This window comes from Actinokineospora sp. NPDC051303, assembly GCF_055586285.1.
This window is the reverse complement of record NZ_JBVJIN010000033.1, coordinates 30,584-49,600: the sequence shown is the minus strand read 5'-3', so window position 1 is coordinate 49,600 and position 19,017 is coordinate 30,584. Positions and strand designations below refer to the sequence as shown.

Annotated in this window: 9 protein-coding genes; all 9 read right to left on the bottom strand. The window is 73.6% G+C overall.

All coding sequences use genetic code 11. From position 1 onward, the window contains the following. Positions 1-235: 235 nt before the first annotated feature. The 9 genes from ACZ6SD_RS23190 to ACZ6SD_RS23150 all read right to left on the bottom strand — a co-directional run bounded on the left by ACZ6SD_RS23190 (position 236) and on the right by ACZ6SD_RS23150 (position 18,907). Positions 236-577, bottom strand: coding sequence for a hypothetical protein (locus ACZ6SD_RS23190; RefSeq protein WP_465319066.1), 342 nt, complete (start codon positions 575-577; stop codon positions 236-238). Continuing rightward, positions 574-2,670 carry an AMP-binding protein gene (locus ACZ6SD_RS23185; RefSeq protein ID WP_465319065.1) on the bottom strand — a complete coding sequence of 699 codons (2,097 nt, stop codon included), beginning with the start codon at positions 2,668-2,670 and terminating at the stop codon, positions 574-576. The genes ACZ6SD_RS23190 and ACZ6SD_RS23185 overlap by 4 nt, the downstream gene beginning before the upstream one ends. A gap of 157 nt (positions 2,671-2,827) precedes the next feature. Further along, positions 2,828-3,802 carry a glycosyltransferase gene (locus tag ACZ6SD_RS23180; protein ID WP_465319064.1) on the bottom strand — a complete coding sequence of 325 codons (975 nt, stop codon included), beginning with the start codon at positions 3,800-3,802 and terminating at the stop codon, positions 2,828-2,830. 466 nt (positions 3,803-4,268) lie between these two features. After that, positions 4,269-5,066 (bottom strand): alpha/beta fold hydrolase, encoded by a 798-nt coding sequence (locus ACZ6SD_RS23175; RefSeq protein ID WP_465319083.1) that lies wholly within the window; start codon positions 5,064-5,066, stop codon positions 4,269-4,271. 9 nt (positions 5,067-5,075) lie between these two features. Next, positions 5,076-5,381, bottom strand: coding sequence for an acyl carrier protein (locus tag ACZ6SD_RS23170; RefSeq protein ID WP_465319063.1), 306 nt, complete (start codon positions 5,379-5,381; stop codon positions 5,076-5,078). 11 nt (positions 5,382-5,392) lie between these two features. After that, positions 5,393-8,824: an acyltransferase domain-containing protein gene (locus ACZ6SD_RS23165; protein ID WP_465319062.1), complete on the bottom strand. Its 3,432-nt coding sequence runs from the start codon at positions 8,822-8,824 to the stop codon at positions 5,393-5,395. A 5-nt stretch (positions 8,825-8,829) separates the two neighbouring features. Next, positions 8,830-16,782: an SDR family NAD(P)-dependent oxidoreductase gene (locus ACZ6SD_RS23160; protein WP_465319061.1), complete on the bottom strand. Its 7,953-nt coding sequence runs from the start codon at positions 16,780-16,782 to the stop codon at positions 8,830-8,832. Further along, the gene (locus ACZ6SD_RS23155) at positions 16,779-17,579 is read right to left on the bottom strand and encodes an SDR family oxidoreductase (protein WP_465319060.1); all 801 of its coding nucleotides are present in this window, start codon (positions 17,577-17,579) and stop codon (positions 16,779-16,781) included. Before ACZ6SD_RS23155 ends, ACZ6SD_RS23160 begins: the two co-directional genes overlap by 4 nt. A 497-nt stretch (positions 17,580-18,076) precedes the next feature. Then, a complete protein-coding gene (locus ACZ6SD_RS23150; protein ID WP_465319059.1) occupies positions 18,077-18,907 on the bottom strand; it encodes a lipase family protein in 831 nt (276 codons plus the stop codon). Between the last annotated feature and the right edge of the window lie 110 nt (positions 18,908-19,017).

Genomic DNA, 19,017 nt, shown 5'->3' with positions numbered 1-19,017 from the left:
CCTGGCGGGCGTGGGTGCCGGTTGGTGGGAGCGTGGGTTCGCTGTTTGACCCCACCGGGCACCTGGCAGGGGCGGGTGCGGTTGGCAGGGGCGTGGGTCGCTGCCTTTGCTCCACCCACCGAGCACCTGGCAGAGGTCGGGCAGGGCTGGTTGGCAGGGTGGGTGGCGGGCGCCCGCTGGCGTTGGGTGTGGCTGGCGGGTGGCTGCCTCGGTCCATCAGCCGGTGCCGCAGGGCTCAGGCGCCTTCGCGGACTGAGCGGAGGCGTTGGCGTTCCTCTCGGATGAGGGCGCAGGCCTCGCTCAGGTCGTGGGGGGTGCGGGCTTTGGCTAGGAGTCGGGAGGCTTCGGTGTAGGCGGCGGTTGCTCTGCGGCGTTGTTCGGCGACTATTCCGCCTGCTCGTCTGGGGACTGATTCGATCTCGTCGGCGAACTCGGAGATTTCGGCGCTGACCTCATCAAGGACCTGGCGGAAGACCACCTTGTCTCGGCGTCTGCGGGAGCGGTTCCACTTCGCGAAGGCGACCACGGCTGCGGTGAGCAGCGCCAGGGTCGCCAAGGTCATCAAGGCGCCGTTCATGCCGCGTCACCGGCGTCTACCTGTTGTTCTAGGAGGTCGCCCTCGGCTAGGACGCGTTTGAGGACCTTGCCGGTTTGGTTGCGGGGCAGCTCGTCCACGAAGATGACCTCGCGGGGCACGGAGAAGCGGGCCAGGCGCTGGTGGACGTAGGCGCGGACGCTGTCCTCGTCCAGTCTGGCGCCGGGGCGCACCACCACGTAGGCGACCAGCCGCTGGCCGTACTCGGCGTCGGGAACGCCGACCACGGCGGCCTCGTCCACCTGGGGCAGGTCGACCAGGACCTCCTCGACCGGGCGGGGGAAGACGTTCTCGCCGCCGGAGACGATCATCTCGTCGTCGCGGCCGGAGACGAACAGCCTGCCGTCCGCGTCGAAGTAGCCGCGGTCGCCGGTGTCCATGAGCTCGTTGCGGACCTCGCGGGCGGCGCCGTCGGTGTAGCCGTCGAAAAGCATGTCGTTGCCGACGAAGATCCGGCCGACCACCCCGGGCGGGACCGGTTTGCCGTCCGGGCCCAGCAGTCCGAGGCGAGTGCCCTGCGGTGCGCGGCCCGCTGTTGTCGGGGCGGCGCGCAGGTCGGCGGGGCCCGCGATGCTGGCGGCGGAGACCTCGGTGGAGCCGTAGAAGTTGTAGAGGATGTCGCCGAAGGTGTCCATGAAGCCGGTGACCAGCGCCCCGGGCAGCGCGGAGCCGCTGCTGGCCACGATCCGCAGGCTGGAGGTGTCGTAGCGGGCGCGCACCGCAGCGGGCAGGTTCAGGATGCGCTGCAACATGATCGGCACCGCGAACAGCGCCGTGCAGCGGTGCTCGGCGATCGCGGCCAGGGTCGCCTCCGCGTCGAACCGGCGCTGCAGCACCAAGCCCGCGCGCAGCGGCATGGCGATCTGCAGCGCCGTCAGCCCCCAGCTGTGGAAGATCGGGGCCGCCACGAAGATCCGGTCTCCCGCGCGCAGCGGGATGCGGGAGAGCACCTGCGCGGCGTCGGCCAAGCCCGGGGTGGGCCGCCGGGCGCCCTTGGGGGTGCCGGTAGTCCCGGAGGTGAGCACGATGAGCCTGCCCGGCTCTGGCGGCGCGGGCAGCGGATCGGCCGAGCCCGCCTCGATCAGCTCCTCGACGGTGACGTTGACGTGGTCGTTGGGCTCACCGGTGCCCACCAGCGGAATGTCGTCGGGCAGGTAGCGCAGCAACGGGGTGAACTCGTCGTCGGCGACCAGGACGACCACGGTGTGCCTGCGCACCATGTCATCGATCTGCGCGCCCGCGAGCCCGGTGTTGAGCAGCACCGCGTCCGCCCCGAGCTTCCCGCAGGCCACCAGCGTCTGCACCATCGCGGAATGGTTGCGGGCGAGCACCCCCACCTTGCTCGCCGGGCCGACACCGAGATCGGCCAGGCTGCGCGCGAGGCGGGTGCTGCGCTGGTCGACCTCGGCGAAAGTCAGCTCGCGGTCCTCGTCGGTGATCGCGGGCGCCTTGGGCGACCGCGCCGCCGCCGCGCCGTAGCCGCCCGCGAGGGTCGCGCCCCACTTGGCGAGCGCCCGCAGCTGGCGCAGCGTCTTGTCGGGCCGGGCAGGCATGAGGATGCCCGCGCTGATTAGCGTCTTCGCCACGTGCAGCGCCGACCCGCGCGGCTCCCGGTGCCGGTCGGCGCGGGTGTCGGCGACCCCGGCGAGGTGGTCGGACACCCGGCGCAGCCCGTCGCGGGCCCAGGTGCGGATGTCGGACTCCGACCAGGACGCGCCCAGCTCGTGGCGCAGCATGGGCTTGAAGAAGACGATCTTGACCTGGGTGCGGTCGGGCCCGGCGTCGCTGAGCCGGATCGAGACCCAGCCCCCGGTGTCCGGAACCCCGGAAAGCACTAGTTGCTCGTCCCGCCGGTTGATGACCGTGCGCAGCCGGTGGTCGATCACCGCGTTCGTGCCCAGACACGCCCGCAGCGCGTACTCGGCGGGCGCGCCGTATCCGTCGGTGGCGAGCTTGTCGCAACTGCTGACCCCCCGGAAGAAGCGGGGGTAGCGCGCCGGCTCGCCCAGGATCTCCCACAGCTCGGACCGAGAGTGATCCATCGTCATGTCGAAAACCACGCAGTCGGCAGCCATGACACCCGTCCTCGGTCTAGTCCCACCTCGGTTCACCGAAGAAAGCACCCCCATTAACCTGGGGTCAAGGGTGACTGACCAGTTGCGACAAAACTGCGCGGAGACCGCACACCGGAGTCAAGGTTTTGTGTGCCTACCGACAGTTTTTGCCTGGACGTTAAGTGCCGTTATAGGCCACGACCTGCGACGACACGATCGCGTGCGGTCGGTGTTTTTGGCTTACTATCACAAGTTCGTCGGCCGCGGCAACAGCCCCGCCCGCCGCCCGGAACGACTCCCCCACCGCCCGCGCCCCCTGCCGGAGCACGGGGTTGTCCAGCACCTCGTCCAACGCCTTGCCGATGTGCTCGGCCCGCGCGTGCGCGAACCGCACCCGCACCCCCGCCCCAGCGCCAACGACCTGCTCGGCCACAATCGGCTGATCATCGCGGATGGGCGCCACCACCAGCGGCAGCCCCCGAGCCAGCGACTCGCACACGGTGTTGTGCCCCGCATGGCACACAACCGCCTCGGCCCGGTCGAGCACCGCCTGCTGCGGCACAGAGTCACGAACCAGAACATTGTCTGGAACCTCGACCCCACCGAACACATCCCCCGGCGCGACCACCACAGCCGCGACCCCAGGCCGCTCACCAATGGCCGCAACGCATTCCCGCAGGAACCGCCCACCCGCGTCCGCGTTCAACGTCCCCAGGGTGACCAGCACCAACCGCCGCCCAGAGTCCAACCAGGACCACGGAAACCCAGAGTCAACAGCCTCTTCACGAGCGACCGGACCAACAAACCGCAGCGCCCCACCCGGAGTCTCCACGTCCCCCACCAACGCGGGCGTGGTGAACCCCAGCACCAGACGCGGCGAGAACCGAAGATCCCCCACCGCCCCCGGATCGCCAAACCGCCCACGCAGCCCGGAAAGCTGCTCGGCAACCCACTCGCCGACAGCGGGCATGGCGGCCAGCGGGTCAGTGAACTCACTGGAGGTGGTAGCAGAAGTCACCCACGGAATCCCCACCCGCTCAGCAACCAACGCCCCCGCGAAAGCCTGTTGGTCCACAACCACCACATCAGGCCGCTCCAGGGCGATCGCCTGCTCCACCCCAGGCACCATCGCCTCGGCAAGGGGAACCAACACGTCACCCCAAAGAAACTTCAACGCGGCAAACCCCCGCGCCTGCGCAGGCCGCTCAGCAACCGGAGCCCCAGCACACGGATAGATCCGCGAACCGCTGGGAAGCAGCCTGGTCAGCAGATCAAGGTCCCCCGCCCAGGCAACCGAGTGCCCCCGCCGTGACAACTCAGCAGCAACACCGACCACCGGATTGATGTGCCCGGTGAACGGAGGCACAACCACCAAGAACCGGCTCACCGCCGCACCTCCCGTGCCCCGGAGACACACCCGTCGCCCCGCGAACCGGCAGGCAGGCTCGCCAAGTGCTCGATTGGGTGGAGTGGTTTCTTTGGGGGAGAAGGAAGATCCCTAAACTTGCCGTGGCCGTGGAGCCGAAGGCACCCCACCCGTCTTTCCACGGCAGGGATCTTCCTTCGTAGGGGCCCCAAAGAAGCCACTCCACCCAATCGAGCAAGCCCCACAAAAGAACTCACGCAGCAGCCCGGTCATGCAGATCGTTCACCCAGCCAAGCACCATGTCCCGCACAGTCCGATGCCGCTCCACCAGCACCGAATGGTTCTGCCCGTCGATGACCTCAGTCCGGCAATCCGGCAACAACGACTCAACAGCCGTCAGGTCATCACTCTGGAACCCCTCACTGCCCAAAATGGACAGCACCGGGCACGTGATCGAAGCCAGGTCGGAGGAACTGAGCAGCGGCCCCTGAGGCACCTCTTCCACGATGCTCGTGGCCCGGATCATCGCCGCGGCGGCCTTGGCCAGCCGCGCGTGGTGGCTGCCGAAGGTCTCCGCCAGCCAGCGCAGGTTCTCCTCGTTGTCCATCTCGGCCACGACGATCTCCAGCGTGCGGCCCATCTTCTCGGCCCACGGCTCGGTGGCTGGCTCGGCCTCGATGGAGACGATGCTGCGCACCCGGCCGGGGTGCCGGGCGGCGAAGCTGAACGCGATCGTGCCGCCGAAGCTGTTGCCGACCAGGTGCACCGGCTGGTGGATCCCGGTCAGGTCGAGCAGTTCGGTCAGGTCGTCGACGAAGTCGGACAGCAGGTACCCCGTCGCGGGCCGCTCGGTGCGCCCGTGGGCACGCAGGTCGTAGGTGAAGACCTCCATGCCCGCCTCGGCGAACGGCGCGGCCAGGGTGAGGTAGAAGCTGGCCAGGCTGTCGTAGCCGAGGCCGTGGACGAACACCACGACCGGCGGGGACGCCGAGCGCGGGTTCTTCGCGGGCATCCGCTGGTAGTGCGTGCGGATGCCCCGGACCTCGATCATCGCCACGGCTCAGCGTCCCGCCGTCGCGTCGACCACGAAGTCCACGAGCAGGCCGACGCGCAGGGCGATGACCTGGTCGAGGTCGAGCTCGGCGAGGAACGCGGCGAGGTTGACCTGCTCGCCGTAGCGCTCGCTGAGCATCGCGGCCACCGCGACGAGGTCGATGCTCTCCAGCCCGAGGTCGTCGTGGAACGTGGTGTCCTCGGTGATCTCGGTGTCGTCAAGGCCGTACTGGTCGAGCACCTTCTCCAGCATGCCGCGGATCTCATCGAGGACCTCCGCGCGCGCGGGGGACTGCTGTGCCGTCTCGGTCACCTGGGAAATGGTCACTGGAAACGCTCCCTCTGGGTGTCACGTGCCGCCGTCCAGGCGACGATGTACTGCCGGTCCGGCAGCCCCGCCGGGCTGCCGACCAGTTCGGTGTCCGCCCTGACACCGCCGACCGCGGCGCGCGCGTCGGCCTCGGCCGCCGCGACGCTCCGCTGTCCCACCTCGACCACCGCGACGGCGAGCGGAGTCGCCGCCGGTTCGGACACCAGCGCGACGCCGACCTCGCGGCAGGTCGCCACGGCCAAGTCGAGGGCGGGCAAGACTAACCCCTCCCGGCCGACCGCGACCATCCGGCCGTCCGCGTCCTCGCGGATCTCGATCTCGGCCGGGAACAGCGGGCCGAATCCGCTGTCCCACAGCTTGCCGCGCACCGCGTCCTTGAGCACCACGCGGGCGAGCAGCCACTGCCTGCGCTCGCGCGGGGGGCAGCTCTCGTACTCGGCCCGCTCGGCCGAGCCAAGGTACTTGCGCAGGTAGAACTCCCGGGAGGCCAGCGTCGGCCAGCGCTCGGCGGCGAGCCACCAGCCGCGCTCGTGCCGGTCGGACAGGGCGCTGGTCTCCGGGAAGCGGTGCACGGCGCTGGTCTTGGGGTCGCTGTCGAACCGGTGGTCGGTCCATCCGGTGATCGACACCAGGGTCTGGTCGCCGCTGCTGACCTGCAGGTCGGCGCGCAACTCGCGCTCATCGATGGCGGCGATCCGGATCGCGCTCTCCACCGCCGTGCCCACCGGCGGCTCCGGCGCGTGGAAGCGGATGCGGGCGATCGACACCGGGAACGCGATCCACCGCTGCGGGTGGCACTCCACCAGCCAGTGGCCGATGACGTGGCCCGCGTTGTCCAGCAGCGCCCCGGGCGCGCTGGGCACGGTGACCTCGGCGCGCGCGGCGTGCGGGGCGACGCCCACGGTGCGGGTGACGCCCTGGTAGGCGGGGCCGTGGAACAGCCAGCGCTCCTCGTAGAGGCGGGCGGCGGTGACCGTGGGCTGGCGCTCGTCGGCGGGTTCCTCCCAGACGGGTGGGCCGGACGGGTAGTCGTCGGCGAACACCACGACGCCGTCGGCGTAGTCGCCGAGGCGGACCTGCACGCGGTCGCGGTCAACGCGGCGCACCCGCACCGGCACCCGCTGCTCGGGCGCGGCGACCAGCCACTGGTGCAGCCGCACGTCGTCCACGCCGACGGCAACTCGGTCGGTCACCAGGTCCTGGGCGAAGCGCATCAGGTGCCAGACGACGGTGGTGGCCGGGACCACCGGCCGCAGGTCGGCCTCGTCGCGCCAGCCGGGGCGCTGGTGGGCGAAGCAGTGGTCGAGCAGGTAGGGCATCTCGCTGGTGGAGACGACCAGCTCGGTGGTCACGCCGGGCGGCGTGGACGAGGCGAGCACAGCGGGCCCCCTCGGTGCGGCGGCCGATCCGAGCCCCCTCGGCCGACCGACCGCGGGCGGCGCGGTCCTCGGCGCGGCCGGGGTCGGCCGGGACGCGGCCGGACCGGTGCTGGACGCGGCCAAGTGGCCGGTCGCCGAGCCGGGGCCCGCCGGAGGGGACGCCGAGCCTGCCGGGGAGGAGGCCGCCGAGCCAGGTCCGGAGGCGGCGGAGGTCAGGTGGGAAGCCGCCTGCCCGTGGGTGGGTAGCTGGCCGTAGCCGGACGCGGCGGAGGTCTGGTGAGAAGCCGCTGCCCCGTGCGCTGACGCGGGTGGCTGGCCATAGCCGGACACGCCGGAGGTCAGGTGAGAAGCCGCTGCCCCATGGGCAGGTGGCCTCCCAGAGCCGGACATGTGGGAGGTCGAGTGGGCCGACGCGGGCGAGTGGGCGGCGGGGGTGGCCTGGGCGGCGGCGAGCACGGCGGCCACCGACTCGGCGGTCTCGCGCACCAGGGCGGCGAGTTCGGGCAACGCGGGGAAGCGGTCGGCCAGGGCGGCGAGCTGGTCGAGCGCGCCGACCGGCGCGGGCTCGGGCCGCGCGGCGGGCGCGGAGCGCCACGCTCGCGCTCCCCCGGGAGCCGGGGCAACCGGCGCCGGGAGCCGGGGCACCGAGGTCGCGGGGGCCTGGGTGGGGGGCGCCGAGACTCCGGGGAGCTGGGCGGCAGGCGCTTCTGGCGCCGGGCGCCAGGGCTCCGGAGCGGGGTGCACGGTCCGCGCCGCCGGGGCAGTGGCGCCCTGGGCCATGATCCCCGGAAGGGGCGAGCCAGCGGGCGCCGTTGCGGTCGAGTCCTCGGGGGCGAGGGCTTCGGGGGCCGGGGTGGCGGGTGATCCGGCGACGGTCACGGCCTCGGCGGGGTCGAGGGCGGTGAAGTCGGGGGCGGCGCCCTCGGTCCACAGGGCCAAGGCGGCGCGGCGCAGTTGCAGCATCCCGGTGGAGCGGCCCGCGTTGGCGGCCACGGTCAGGTGGTCGTGCTCGCGCAGGGTGTCATCGATCAACGACCCGAGCTGCCCGGGGCCCGCCTGGACGAACGCGCGGACGCCCGAGTCGTGCAGGGCCAGGGCCAGGGCGCGGAAGCGGACCGGTTCCAGCAGGTGCCGGACGCACAGTTCCCGCGCGGCGCCCTCGTCCACCGGGAACGGGCTCGCGGTGGTCGCCGACCACACCGGCACCGTGGGCGGGTGCAGGCGCAGGCTGGGGACGCCGCTCTCCCGGAACGGGGCCAGGTAGGGGGCGAGCATGGGGGTGTGGAAGCCGGAGCGGAACGGCATGACCTGGCAGATCACGGCCTTGGCCCGCAGGTCGTCCACGACGCCCTTGACCGCGTCCGCCGGTCCGCACACCACGGTCTGGTTCGTGGAGTTCTCGTGCGAGACGACGACCCCGGCCACCCCGTCCACGGCCTCGGCGGCGCGGTCGGCCGGGCAGCCCAGCACGGCGAACTCGACGCCGGGCACGCGCAGCGCGTCCAGGTCGATCCGGGTCAGCATCTCGTCGAAGTCGGCGGCGGCGAACATGCCGCCCGCGATCATCGCGGTCCACTCCCCCACGCTGTGCCCGGCCACCACCGCGGGGGTGATCGCGAGCTTGCGCAGGGCGGCGTCCATGAGCCTGCCGACGTTGATGACCGCGGCGCCGTGCCTGCCCAGGGTCTCGACGCTCAGGTCGGGGACCGGCACGCCCAGCCACTCGGCGACGTCGGCGACCGCCGGGTCGAACTCGGCCTCCAGGCCGGGGAACAGGAACGCCACGCTCGTGCCCGGCGCGCCCAGCAGCGGGTCCGGGCTGAACCACAGGTCCTTGCGGCCACGCCAGGCGCGGCCCTTGCCGACGACGCGGCGGGCGAGGTCGATCCGCTCGGGAGTGGGGTCGAGCAGGGCCAAGCGCGGACCGGGCACCCGCGCGGGCGCGGCGGCGAGCAGGTCCTCCAGCGGACGGGCCAGCAGCTCGGTCAGCGCCGCCGGGGACGCGGCGCCGAGCAGGAGCTGGCGGACAGCGGGGGAACGGGCCATCCGCCTCACCACCCCGACGCCGTGTAGACCACCGACCGCACCTCGGGCGAGCCCCAGGCCAACTCGGCGAGCAGGGCGGCCACGCCATCGGCCGGGGAGATCAGCTTGACGCCGCGCTCGGCGTAGCTGCGGCCCAGTTCCACGCTGACCATGCCGCCGTGCTGCTCGTCGGGCGCCCACGGTCCCCAGTGGACGGTCAGGGCCCGGTTGCCAGTGCGCTGCGACCAGGCCGCGCCCAGCACGTCGAGGGCGTCGTTGGCCGCGGCGTAGTCGGCCTGGCCGCGGTTGCCCAGGGCGGCGGCGATGCTGCCGAAGGACACCACGAACCGCGGCGCGGCGCTGACGTCGTCCAGCCCGGCGAGCAGGGCGGCGAGGCCGTCGACCTTGGTGGCGAAGACCCGCCGGAACGACTCGGGGTCCTTCTCGGCGATGAGCTTGTCCTCGATGACGCCCGCGGCGTGCACCACGGCGTCGATGCGCCCGTGCTCGGCGTGGATCTGCTTGACCAGGCGGCGCACCGCGTCCGGGTCGCGCACGTCCAGCGCGTGCAGGTTGGCCTCGCTGCCCAGGCGGCGCAGCCCGGCCAGGGTCGCGTTGACCTCGCGGCGGGCGAGGATGTCGCGGGCGGCGCGGTCGATGGCGGCGGGCCCCGTGTGCCCGAGACCCGCGAGGGCCTTGCGCAGCCCGGCGAGGTCGTGCGCGGCGGCGGTGGCCGGGTGCTCCGGCTCGGTCGACGGGCCGGTGCGGCCCGCCAACTCGATCTTGCAGCCGGTCGCCGCGGCGAGCGCGGTGGCGACCTGCGCGGTGATGCCGCGGGCGCCGCCGACGAGCAGCACCACGGAGTCCGCGCGCAGCCCCATCGCCTCGGCCTCGGCGACGCCGGGGCCAGCGGGCCCGGAGCCGGTCATGGCCAGCGCGCCGAGCGGGGTGGGCACCAGGTCGAACGCCTGGCGGGTCGCCGAGCGCACCACCACCGGCTCAGGCCCGGGGGTGAGCAGCTCCTCGATCACCGCGGTGGCGGCCGAGTAGTCGTCGGCGGGGAAGTCCTCGAACTCGACCAGCCGGGACACGGTGTCCGGGTACTCCCGGCGCAGGGTGCGGAAGAAGCCGCGTAGACCGGCCGCGCGCAGCGGGTCGCCGTGGGCGGCGGCCAGCAGCCAGCGCGGGCGGCGCTCCAGCACCGAGCGGAACATCGGGAACGCGGCGGGCAGCAACGGCTCGTCACCGGTGGGCAGGCAGATCAGGCCGTCCACGCGGTCGACCCACTCGGCCAGTTCGGGCAGGCCCGGCAGCGGCATGGCGAGCGCGCCGCGCGCCGAGAGCTGCCCGGCGAGTTCTTCCACCAGGTCGGGGGTGCCGCCGGCGATGAGCAGGGTCGCGCCGAACAGCGCGCCCGGGTCGTCCGACGGCGTGCCGGGGGCGTCGACCAGCCCGAGGACGTAGCGTCCCGGCGCTTCGCCGCGCACGACCGGCCCGGACGCCGCAGCCTTGGCCGCGGGGGCGGCGGCCTTGGGGGTGGCGGTGAGCAGGTCGGCGAGGGCGGCCGCGGTGCGGGCCCGGACCAGCTCGTCCAGGTCGGCGGTGCTGCCCAGCCGGGCGGCCAGGTCGCCCGCGATCTCGGTCCGCTTGATGGAGTCGACGCTCAGGTCGGCTTCGAGGTCGAGGCCCGGGTCGATCATGTCGGCCGGGTAGCCGGTCCGCTCAGCGATCACGGCGACCACGGTCGAGAGGGCATCGCCCGTCGGCGCGGCGGGCGTGGCCGGGGCGGCCGGGCGGGGCGCGAGCAGGGCTGCCAGCTCGGCGGCGGTGCGCGCCCGCACCAGCGACTCAACGTCGACCCCACTGCCGAGCCGCGACACCAGCTCACCGGCGATCTCAGTCCGCTTGATCGAATCGACACTCAAGTCGGCCTCAAGGTCCAAGGCCGGGTCGATCATGTCGGCGGGGTAACCGGTCCGCTCCGCGATCAAACCGACCACAGTAGACAGAACATCCACCGCAGGCGCGGATTCCCGGGCAGGAGCAAGCAAACCCGCCAACTCTGCGGCGGTACGCGCCCGCACCAGCGACTCAACGTCAACCGCACTGCCGAGCCGCGACACCAGCTCACCGGCGATCTCGGTCCGCTTGATCGAATCCACGCTCAGGTCGGCCTCAAGGTCCAACCCAGGGTCGATCATGTCGGCCGGGTAACCCGTACGCTCTGCGATCAGACCGACCACAGTAGACAGAACATCCACCACAGGCGCCGACCGAGATCCCTGGGCGGGAGCAAGCAAACCCGCCAGCTCGGCGGCGGTGCGGGCCCGCACCAGCGACTCGACGTCGACCGCGCTGCCGAGCCGGGCGGCGAGTTCGCCCGCGATCTCCGTGCGCTTGATCGAGTCCACGCTCAGGTCAGCCTCAAGGTCCAGCCCAGGGTCGATCATGTCCGCTGGGTAGCCCGTGCGCTCGGCGATCAGACCGACCACTGTGGACAGGACATCCACCGCGACGGTCTGCCGGGTCGAGTGGCCCGGGGCAAGCAAGCCCGCCAGTTCGGCCGCCGTGCGCGCCCGCACCAAGTCCTCGACGTTCGCCGAGCCGCCGAGCCGGGACACCAGTTCACCGGCGATCTCGGTCCGCTTGATGGAGTCCACGCTCAGGTCGGCTTCGAGGTCCAACCCGGGGTCGATCATGTCGGCGGGGTAGCCCGTGCGCTCGGCGATCAGACCGACCACAGCGGACAGGACATCCACCGTCTGGGCCGGGTGTCCGGCGACCGGAGTCGGGTGGGTTCCCTGGGCGGGGGCGAGCAGCGCGGCCAGTTCGGCCGCCGTGCGGGCCCGCACCAGGGACTCGACGTCCACGGCGCTGCCCAGTCGGGCGGCGAGTTCGCCCGCGATCTCCGTGCGCTTGATGGAGTCGACGCTGAGGTCGGCTTCGAGATCCAGGCCGGGGTCGACCATGTCGGCCGGGTAACCCGTCCGCTCGGCGATCAGACCGACCACAGTGGACAGCACGTCGGTCGGCTGAGCGGCGGGGGCGGGCGCGACGAGCGCGGGCCGCACCGCCGGGGGGCCAGCGGGGGCGGTCGGCGCGGGGGCCGCACCCAGGTAGCCGAGCAGCACGTCGCGTTGGGCGGTGATCATCTCGCGGCTGGTGCGTAGGAAGTCGGCGACCATCTCGTCGCGGGTGGTCGCCGGGGCCGGGGCGGGGGCCGCGGCGGACAGGGTCGCGATCCGCTTGGCCGGGGCGAGGCCGCCGGGGATGACTTGGCCGTCGACGGTGCGGACCAAGTGGCCGTCGACCGTCCAGCCCGGCCGGGCGGGCGGGGTCAGCGTGCTGACGTCCTGGGCGCCGCGGGCGGCGACGAGCCAGCCGGTGCGCAGCGGAACGCCCGCGACGGCGAGGCGGGCCAGCGCGTGCAGGAAACCGGGCAGCCCGGCGTCGCGGGTCGGCTCGACCGGGATGACGGTGTGCGGGCGGTCGCCGAGGATCTCGCGGACCAGGTTGGTGAGCACCCTGCCCGGACCCGCCTCCAGGAACACCCGGGCGCCGTCGGCGTACATGTTCTCGATCTGCTCGCAGAACCGCACCGACCCGGTGACCTGGGAAGCCAACTCGGCGCGGATGCCCTCCGCGTCCCCGACGTAGGGCTTGGCCAGCCGGTTGCTCCACACCGGGACGCGGGGCGCGGCGAAGGACCGCGAGGCCAGCTCACCGGCGAACGCGTCGCTCGCGCCCGCGATGACCGGGCTGTGGAACGCGCACGCCACCTCAAGGCGCTTGGCCGAGACCCCGGCCGCGCGCAGCGCCTCGATGGCTTCGGAGACCATCGAGGTCGGGCCGGACACGACGATCTGGCGGGGCGCGTTGTGGTTGGCGATGACGACCCGGCCCGCGAGCCGGGCGCCGTCGAGGACGCTTTCCACGGTGGCCCGGTCGGCGGAGACCGCGGCCATCGCGCCCGGGTCGTCGCCCGCGGCGGCGAGGATCGTGCGGGCGCGCACCGCGCTCAGCGCGATCAGGTCGCGCGGGTCGAGGGACCCGGCGGCGGTCAGGGCGACGAGTTCGCCGTAGCTGTGCCCGGCGTACATGTCGGCCTCGACGCCGACCTTGGTCAGCAGCTCGTGCACGGCCAGGCCGGTGACGCCGAGGGCGGGCTGGGCCATCCGGGTGTCGCGCAGCCGGTCGCGCTGGGCGTCGGCGGCAGCCTGGTCGAACGCGGCGGGCGGGAACATCGCCGCGGCGATCTCGCCGCGCCCGGCGAAGCGGGCCAGGTCGGGGAAGGCGACGAACAGGTCCGAGAGCATCCCCGGCCGCTGGCTGCCCTGGCCGGGGAACAGCACGGCCAGCTTGCCCTGCTCCTGCTCGCCGGTCGCCCGGTACAGCCCGGCCTTCTCGTCGCTCTCCCCCGCCAGCGCGCGCCGCAGCAGCGTCTGGAGCTGGTCGAGGTCTTGCGCGACGATCGACACGCGGACCGGCGCGACCTCGCGGTCGGCGCGGGCGGCGGCGGTGCGGGCCAGGTCGCGCAACGTCCAGGGGTTTCCGCTGGCGGCGTTGGCGGTGACGCTTTCCAGCAGCCGCTCGATCTGCCGGTGCGCGGCGGCGTCGTCCGCGCCGCGGAAGGTGAACAGCTCGGCGGGCCACTGCCGCAGGCCGCGGCGGGTGAACGCGGCCGAGGCGTGCCCGGTCATGACGACGTGGAAGTTCGTGCCGCCGAAGCCGAACGCGCTGACCCCGGCGACGCGCTCGGTCGGCTCGCGCAGCCACGGCGAGGCGGTGTTGAGGAACGCGAACGGGCTGCCCGCGTCCCACGCCGGATTGGGCTCGGTGACGTGCAGGGTGGGCGGGCGGACGCCGGTGTGCAGCGCCATCGCCGACTTGATCAGCCCGGCCAGCCCGGCGGCGCACTTGGTGTGCCCGATCTGGGACTTGACCGACCCGACGACGCACGAGCCGGGCCGCGCGCCCGCCTCGGTGAACACCTCGGTCAGCGTCTGCAACTCGGTGCGGTCGCCGACGACGGTGCCGGTGCCGTGCGCCTCGACCAAGTCGACCTCGGCGGGCGAGACGCGCGCGTTGGCGTAGGCGCGGTCGAGGGCACGCCGCTGGCCTTCCTTGCGCGGCGCGGTCAGGCCCAAGGCCTTGCCGTCGCTGGCGCTGCCGACGCCGCGGATCACCGCGTAGATGCGGTCGCCGTCGTGCTCGGCGTCGGCGAGGCGCTTGAGCACCACGCACGCCACGCCCTCGCCGAGGGCGATGCCGTCGGCGTTCGCGTCGAAGGTGCGGCACGCGCCGGTCGCCGACAGCGCGCCGACGGAGGAGAACAGCAGGTAGTCGTCGATGGCGTTGTGCAGGTCCGCGCCGCCGCACAGCATCAGGTCGGCGGTGCCCGCGGCCAGTTCCTTGCACGCCACGTCGACCGCGGCCAGCGACGACGCGCAGGCGGCGTCGACGGTGTAGTTGACCGCGCCCAGGTCGAGGCGGTTGGCGATGCGCCCGGAGATGACGTTGGCGAGCCTGCCCGGAAAGGAGTCCTCGGTCAGCTTGGGGAGCTGGGAGTCCAGCTCGGCGGGCACCTGGTCCACATAGGACGGAAGGACCATGCGCAGGGTCGCCGCGGTGGACAGGTCGCTGCCCGCCTCCGCGCCGAACACCACGCCCGCGCGCTCGCGGTCGAACCCGCCCTCGGCGTATCCGGCGTCCACAAGGGACCGGTGCGCGGCCTCCAGCGCGAGCAGCTGCACCGGCTCGATGGCGGCGAGCGCGGCGGGCGGGATGCCGTAGCGCAGCGGGTCGAACGGCACCGGGTCGAGGAAACCGCCCCACTTCGACGGCGTGGCGTCGCCGGAGCCGCGGGTGGCGGCCGGGTCGTAGTAGGTCGCGGCGTCCCAGCGCTGCGGCGGGACCTCGGTGACGCAGTCGGCGTTGCCGACGATGTTGGCCCAGAACGAGGCCAGGTCCGGCGCGCCGGGGAACAGGCAGGCCATGCCAACGACGGCGACGTCCAGCGGCTGCGGGGCCGGGCGCTCGGGGCGGGCCTGGCCCAGGACGGCGCGCAGCCGGGTGGCCCGGTCGCGGTGGAACCGCGCGGCGCGCTCGGTGACGTCTTGGTGCAGCTCGGCGACGGTGGTGACGGCGTCGCGCAGCATCGCGACCTGGCCCGCCATGAACAGGCCCTGGTCGAGCTGGCCCGCCTCGTCCACCGACACCAGTTCGGGGCCCTCGCGGCGCAGGCCCTTGCTGGCGATGCGCAGGCGGCCGGTGTTGAGCTTCTCCAGCTCCTCCCACACTTCCCGCTGCGGCACGCCGCGGTCGAGCAGCTCGCGGCCGGTGGCCTCGAACGCGTCGACGAACGGGCTCGGCACGCAGCGGGTGGCGTGGCCGGGGGCGGTGTGCAGCAGCGCGGTCCGCTCGGCCGCGACGACCTGCCGCTGGAACGTGGCGGTCACCGCGCCGTGGGTGACGGCCTCTTCGGTGAACAGGTAACCGGTGCCCATGAGCACGCCCACGGCCGCGCCGCGATCGGCGAGCGGGGCGGCCAGCGCGGACACCATGGCCGCGGAGCGGGCGTCGTGGACGCCGCCCGCGAACAGGATCTGCACGCCCGCGACGTCCGCGCGCTCGCGGAGCACATCGAGCTGGGCCTGCCACAGGGTGAAGCTGGTGCGCGGGCCGACGTGGCCGCCGCACTCGGCGCCCTCGAAGACGAACCGGCGCGCGCCCGCGTCGAGGAACTGCGCCAGCAGGCCCGGGGACGGCACGTGCAGGAAGGTGGCGATGCCGACGTCCTCCAGGGCCCTGGCCTGGTCGGGGCGGCCGCCCGCGATCAGCGCGACCGGGGGCCGCAGCTCCTCGATGACCGCGAGCTGCGCGGACCGGATCTCCGGCGGGGCGAACCCGAGCACGCCGACGCCCCACGGCCGCGCGCCCAGCGCGGCGGCGGTCTCGGTCATCATCGCGCGGGTCTGCTCGCCGGAGGCCAGCGCCAGCGCGAGGAACGGCAGGCCGCCCTCTTCCGCGACGGCCGCGGCGAACCCGGCGCGGTCGCTGACCCGCGTCATCGGGCCCTGCGCGACCGGCAGCGCGGTGCCCAGCGCGCGGGCCAGCGCCGACCCGGCGCCCAGGACCGGCGCGCGGTCGGCACGGACGGCCTCGTGCACGGCGGCCAGCACACCCGCGACGGCGCGCGCGACAGTGCCGAAGCGGTTGAGGAACGCGGTGGCCAGGTAGGCGTCCTGCCCGACCGGCAGGTGCCCGGTGGCGGGCGCGCGGCGCGGCAGCAGCCGCTGGCCGTCGATGACCACGGTGTCGGTGCCGTCGCTGGTGGTCAGCGCGGCGGTGAGGTCGTCGGGCACGTCCGCCTCGGGCAGCAGCGCGAGCTGCGTGTCCAGCACGACGCCCGCCGCGCCGCCGACGATGGCCGCCGCGGCGGTGTCCGGGCCGACGCCGCCGCACACCCATACCGGCAGCGTCAACTCGGGCTCGGCGAGAAGCTGTTGCAGCAGCACGAAAGCGCCGGACTCGCCGACCCGGCCGCCCGCCTCGTTGCCGCGGGCGACGACGCCGTCGGCGCCCATGGCCGCCGCGGTCAGCGCCTCGGCCACGGAGGTGACCTCGACCAGCACGAAGTAGCGGTCCGGGACCTCGCTGACCGGCCACGGCGCGTCCCAGCCGAGCAGCACGACCTCAACGTGGTCGGCGGCCGGGCCGAGGATGGCGGCCACGTCGTCAAAGCCGAGCGCGCACCCGGCTGGCACGCGCAGGCCGAACGGCCTGCCCGACGGCCAGCCCGCCGCGCGGGTCAGCGCCGCCCGCGCGCGGTGGTCGCCCGCGCCCAGGTCGAGGACGCCGAGCCCGCCCGCGGCGCTCACCGCGCCGCAGAGCCCGGCGCAGGGTTGTCCCGCCGGTCCCACGCCGAGAACCAGTTCGGGGCGCTCGCCGCGCGCTGCCATGACGCCTCCGTCGGTCATCGAGTCTTCGTCTCTGGGGAACGGCGCAGGCTCGCGATCCAGCTGTCCGGGTCCGCCGCCTTGCGCGCGTGCATCTCGCCGACCTCCGCGTGCGGGAGGATCAGGAACCGCTCTTCGGCCATGCCCACGACCGCCGCGTCGGCGACGTCGGCGGCCTCCAGCAGCGGGGCGAACTCGGCGACCGCGCGGGCCGCCGGGTGCCCCGCGGCGACGCCGGGCATGAGGAAGTCGGTGCGCACACCCATCGGGCACAGCGCGCTCACGCCGATGCCCAGGTGGCCGTAGGTGTAGGCCAGCCACTCGGCCAGCGCCACCGCGGCGTGCTTGGTGACGGTGTAGGGCGCGTCCGAGGGCAGGCCGAGCAGGCCGACCGCGGAGGCGGTGACCAGCAGGTAGCCGCTGCGGCGGCGCGACATCCCGGGCACGGCGGCCTGGGCGAGGTGCACGTGCGCCATCACGTTGACCGACCAGGACTTCGCCCACTGGGCCTCGCCCGCGTGCAGGCCGAGCCCGGTGGCGACGCCCGCGTTGGAGCAGATGATGTCGGCGGCCTCGTGGTCGCGCTCGGCGCGGGCGATCAGGTCGCGGCACTGGGCCGGGTCGCTCACGTCCGCGCGGACGGCGACGGCGGTCACCCCGCGCGCGCGCACGCGGTCGGCGACCTCGGTCGCGGCGGCGAGATCGATGTCGGAGACCACGACCGCCCGGGGGGAGTCGGCGGCCAGCCGCAGCGCCAGGGCGGCGCCAATGCCATGGCCCGCTCCGGTGACGACCACCGTTTTACCCGGTGCTTTCATGTCATTCCTCCGACCGGAGTCAATTTCCCGACCCGCCCACTTGGCGCCGCGTGCGGGCCGAGGAGTTTCCGGCGCCTGCCGGCCGAAGTTAGAATGCGCACTAAGGCACAGTCAAGTTGGCCCATCGAACTTCGCACCGCTCATCGAGTTTCCCCAGGGCGACTTGTGCCGTTGTGAGTGTTTCAGCCTTGCGGACCAGCGCCGCCGCCGGGGTCGGCGAGCCGCCGTCAGCCGCCCGGAAATCATGTCATACCAGGCTAGAGGCAGGGCAACCGCGTCTGGGCCCGCGCCGCCGGGGCGAACGGGCCCCGGCGGCGCCGTGGCCGGAGAGTGTGCGAACCGTGACAACTTCGACACCGGCGCCGACCTCGGCGGACCCGGCGGCATACCACAACTAACACCGCCGTCCCAAAAGCCGGGCGCCGCATTCTGCGCCCGCATTCGCCATTTGTCGACGTTCCTAACGTGAATAACATACCGAGGAACGTGAAAAAAAGTCAGGCGGTGCGGTTCGAGGCAGGCGACCGCCCGGCGAAGCGGTCGGCCAGCCAGTCGAGCGCGTCCCGGTTTCCGGTGTGCACCAACGTGAAGTGGTCGGAGCGGTGCTCCCGGTACCGCACGGCCACTCCCCGGGCGCACAGGTCCGCGCGCAGCGCCCGCGCCTGCTCGACCGGCACCAGGTCGTCCCGCTCCGCGTGGTACTGGTACACCGGCGCCGGAAGCGGCGCGGTCCCCAGCTTGTTCTCCTCGACCCTGGCCCGCCAGGACGGGGAGCGCAGCGGGTCAGCGGTCGTGTAGTCGGCCAGCTTCTTGCCCGACCAGGTGGTCAGCAGCTCCAGCGCGCAGGCGTCGCGCTCGATGTCGGCGACGGCGGCCCTGCCCGCGTCGGTGAGGTAGTCCGCCAGCCGCAGATCCGGGTAGGCCCGGTCCAGGCCGATCAGGGCGGTGAGCAGCAGGCCGGAGGACTTCGCGCCGTCCATGCCGAGCGCGACCGCGGCCAGGTCGGCGGGCACGCCGCCGCCCACGACGCCGACGAGTTTCAGCTCCGGGGCGTAGGCGGGCTGCGACTGCCCGGCCCACAGCGCCGCGCTCCCGCCCTGCGAGTAGCCGCGGAACACGACCTTGGCCTCAGCGCTGAGCCCGCCGCCGGGCAGCCGCTGGGCGGCGCGGACCGCGTCGATGACCGCGGCGCCCTCGGAGCGGCCGACCAGGTAGGTGGTCGACGGGGTGGGCCGGTAGCCCTCGTAGTCGGTGACGGCCACCGCGTAGCCCGCGGCGAGCAGGTCGTTGACGGCGGGCTGCTCGTAGAACGCGCCTTTGTCGAGCATGCGCGACGGGGCGCACCGGCGGGGGGGGGGGGGGGGGGGGGGGGGGGGGGGGGGGGGGGGGGGGGGGGGGGGGGGGGGGGGGGGGGGGGGGGGGGGGGGGGGGGGGGGGG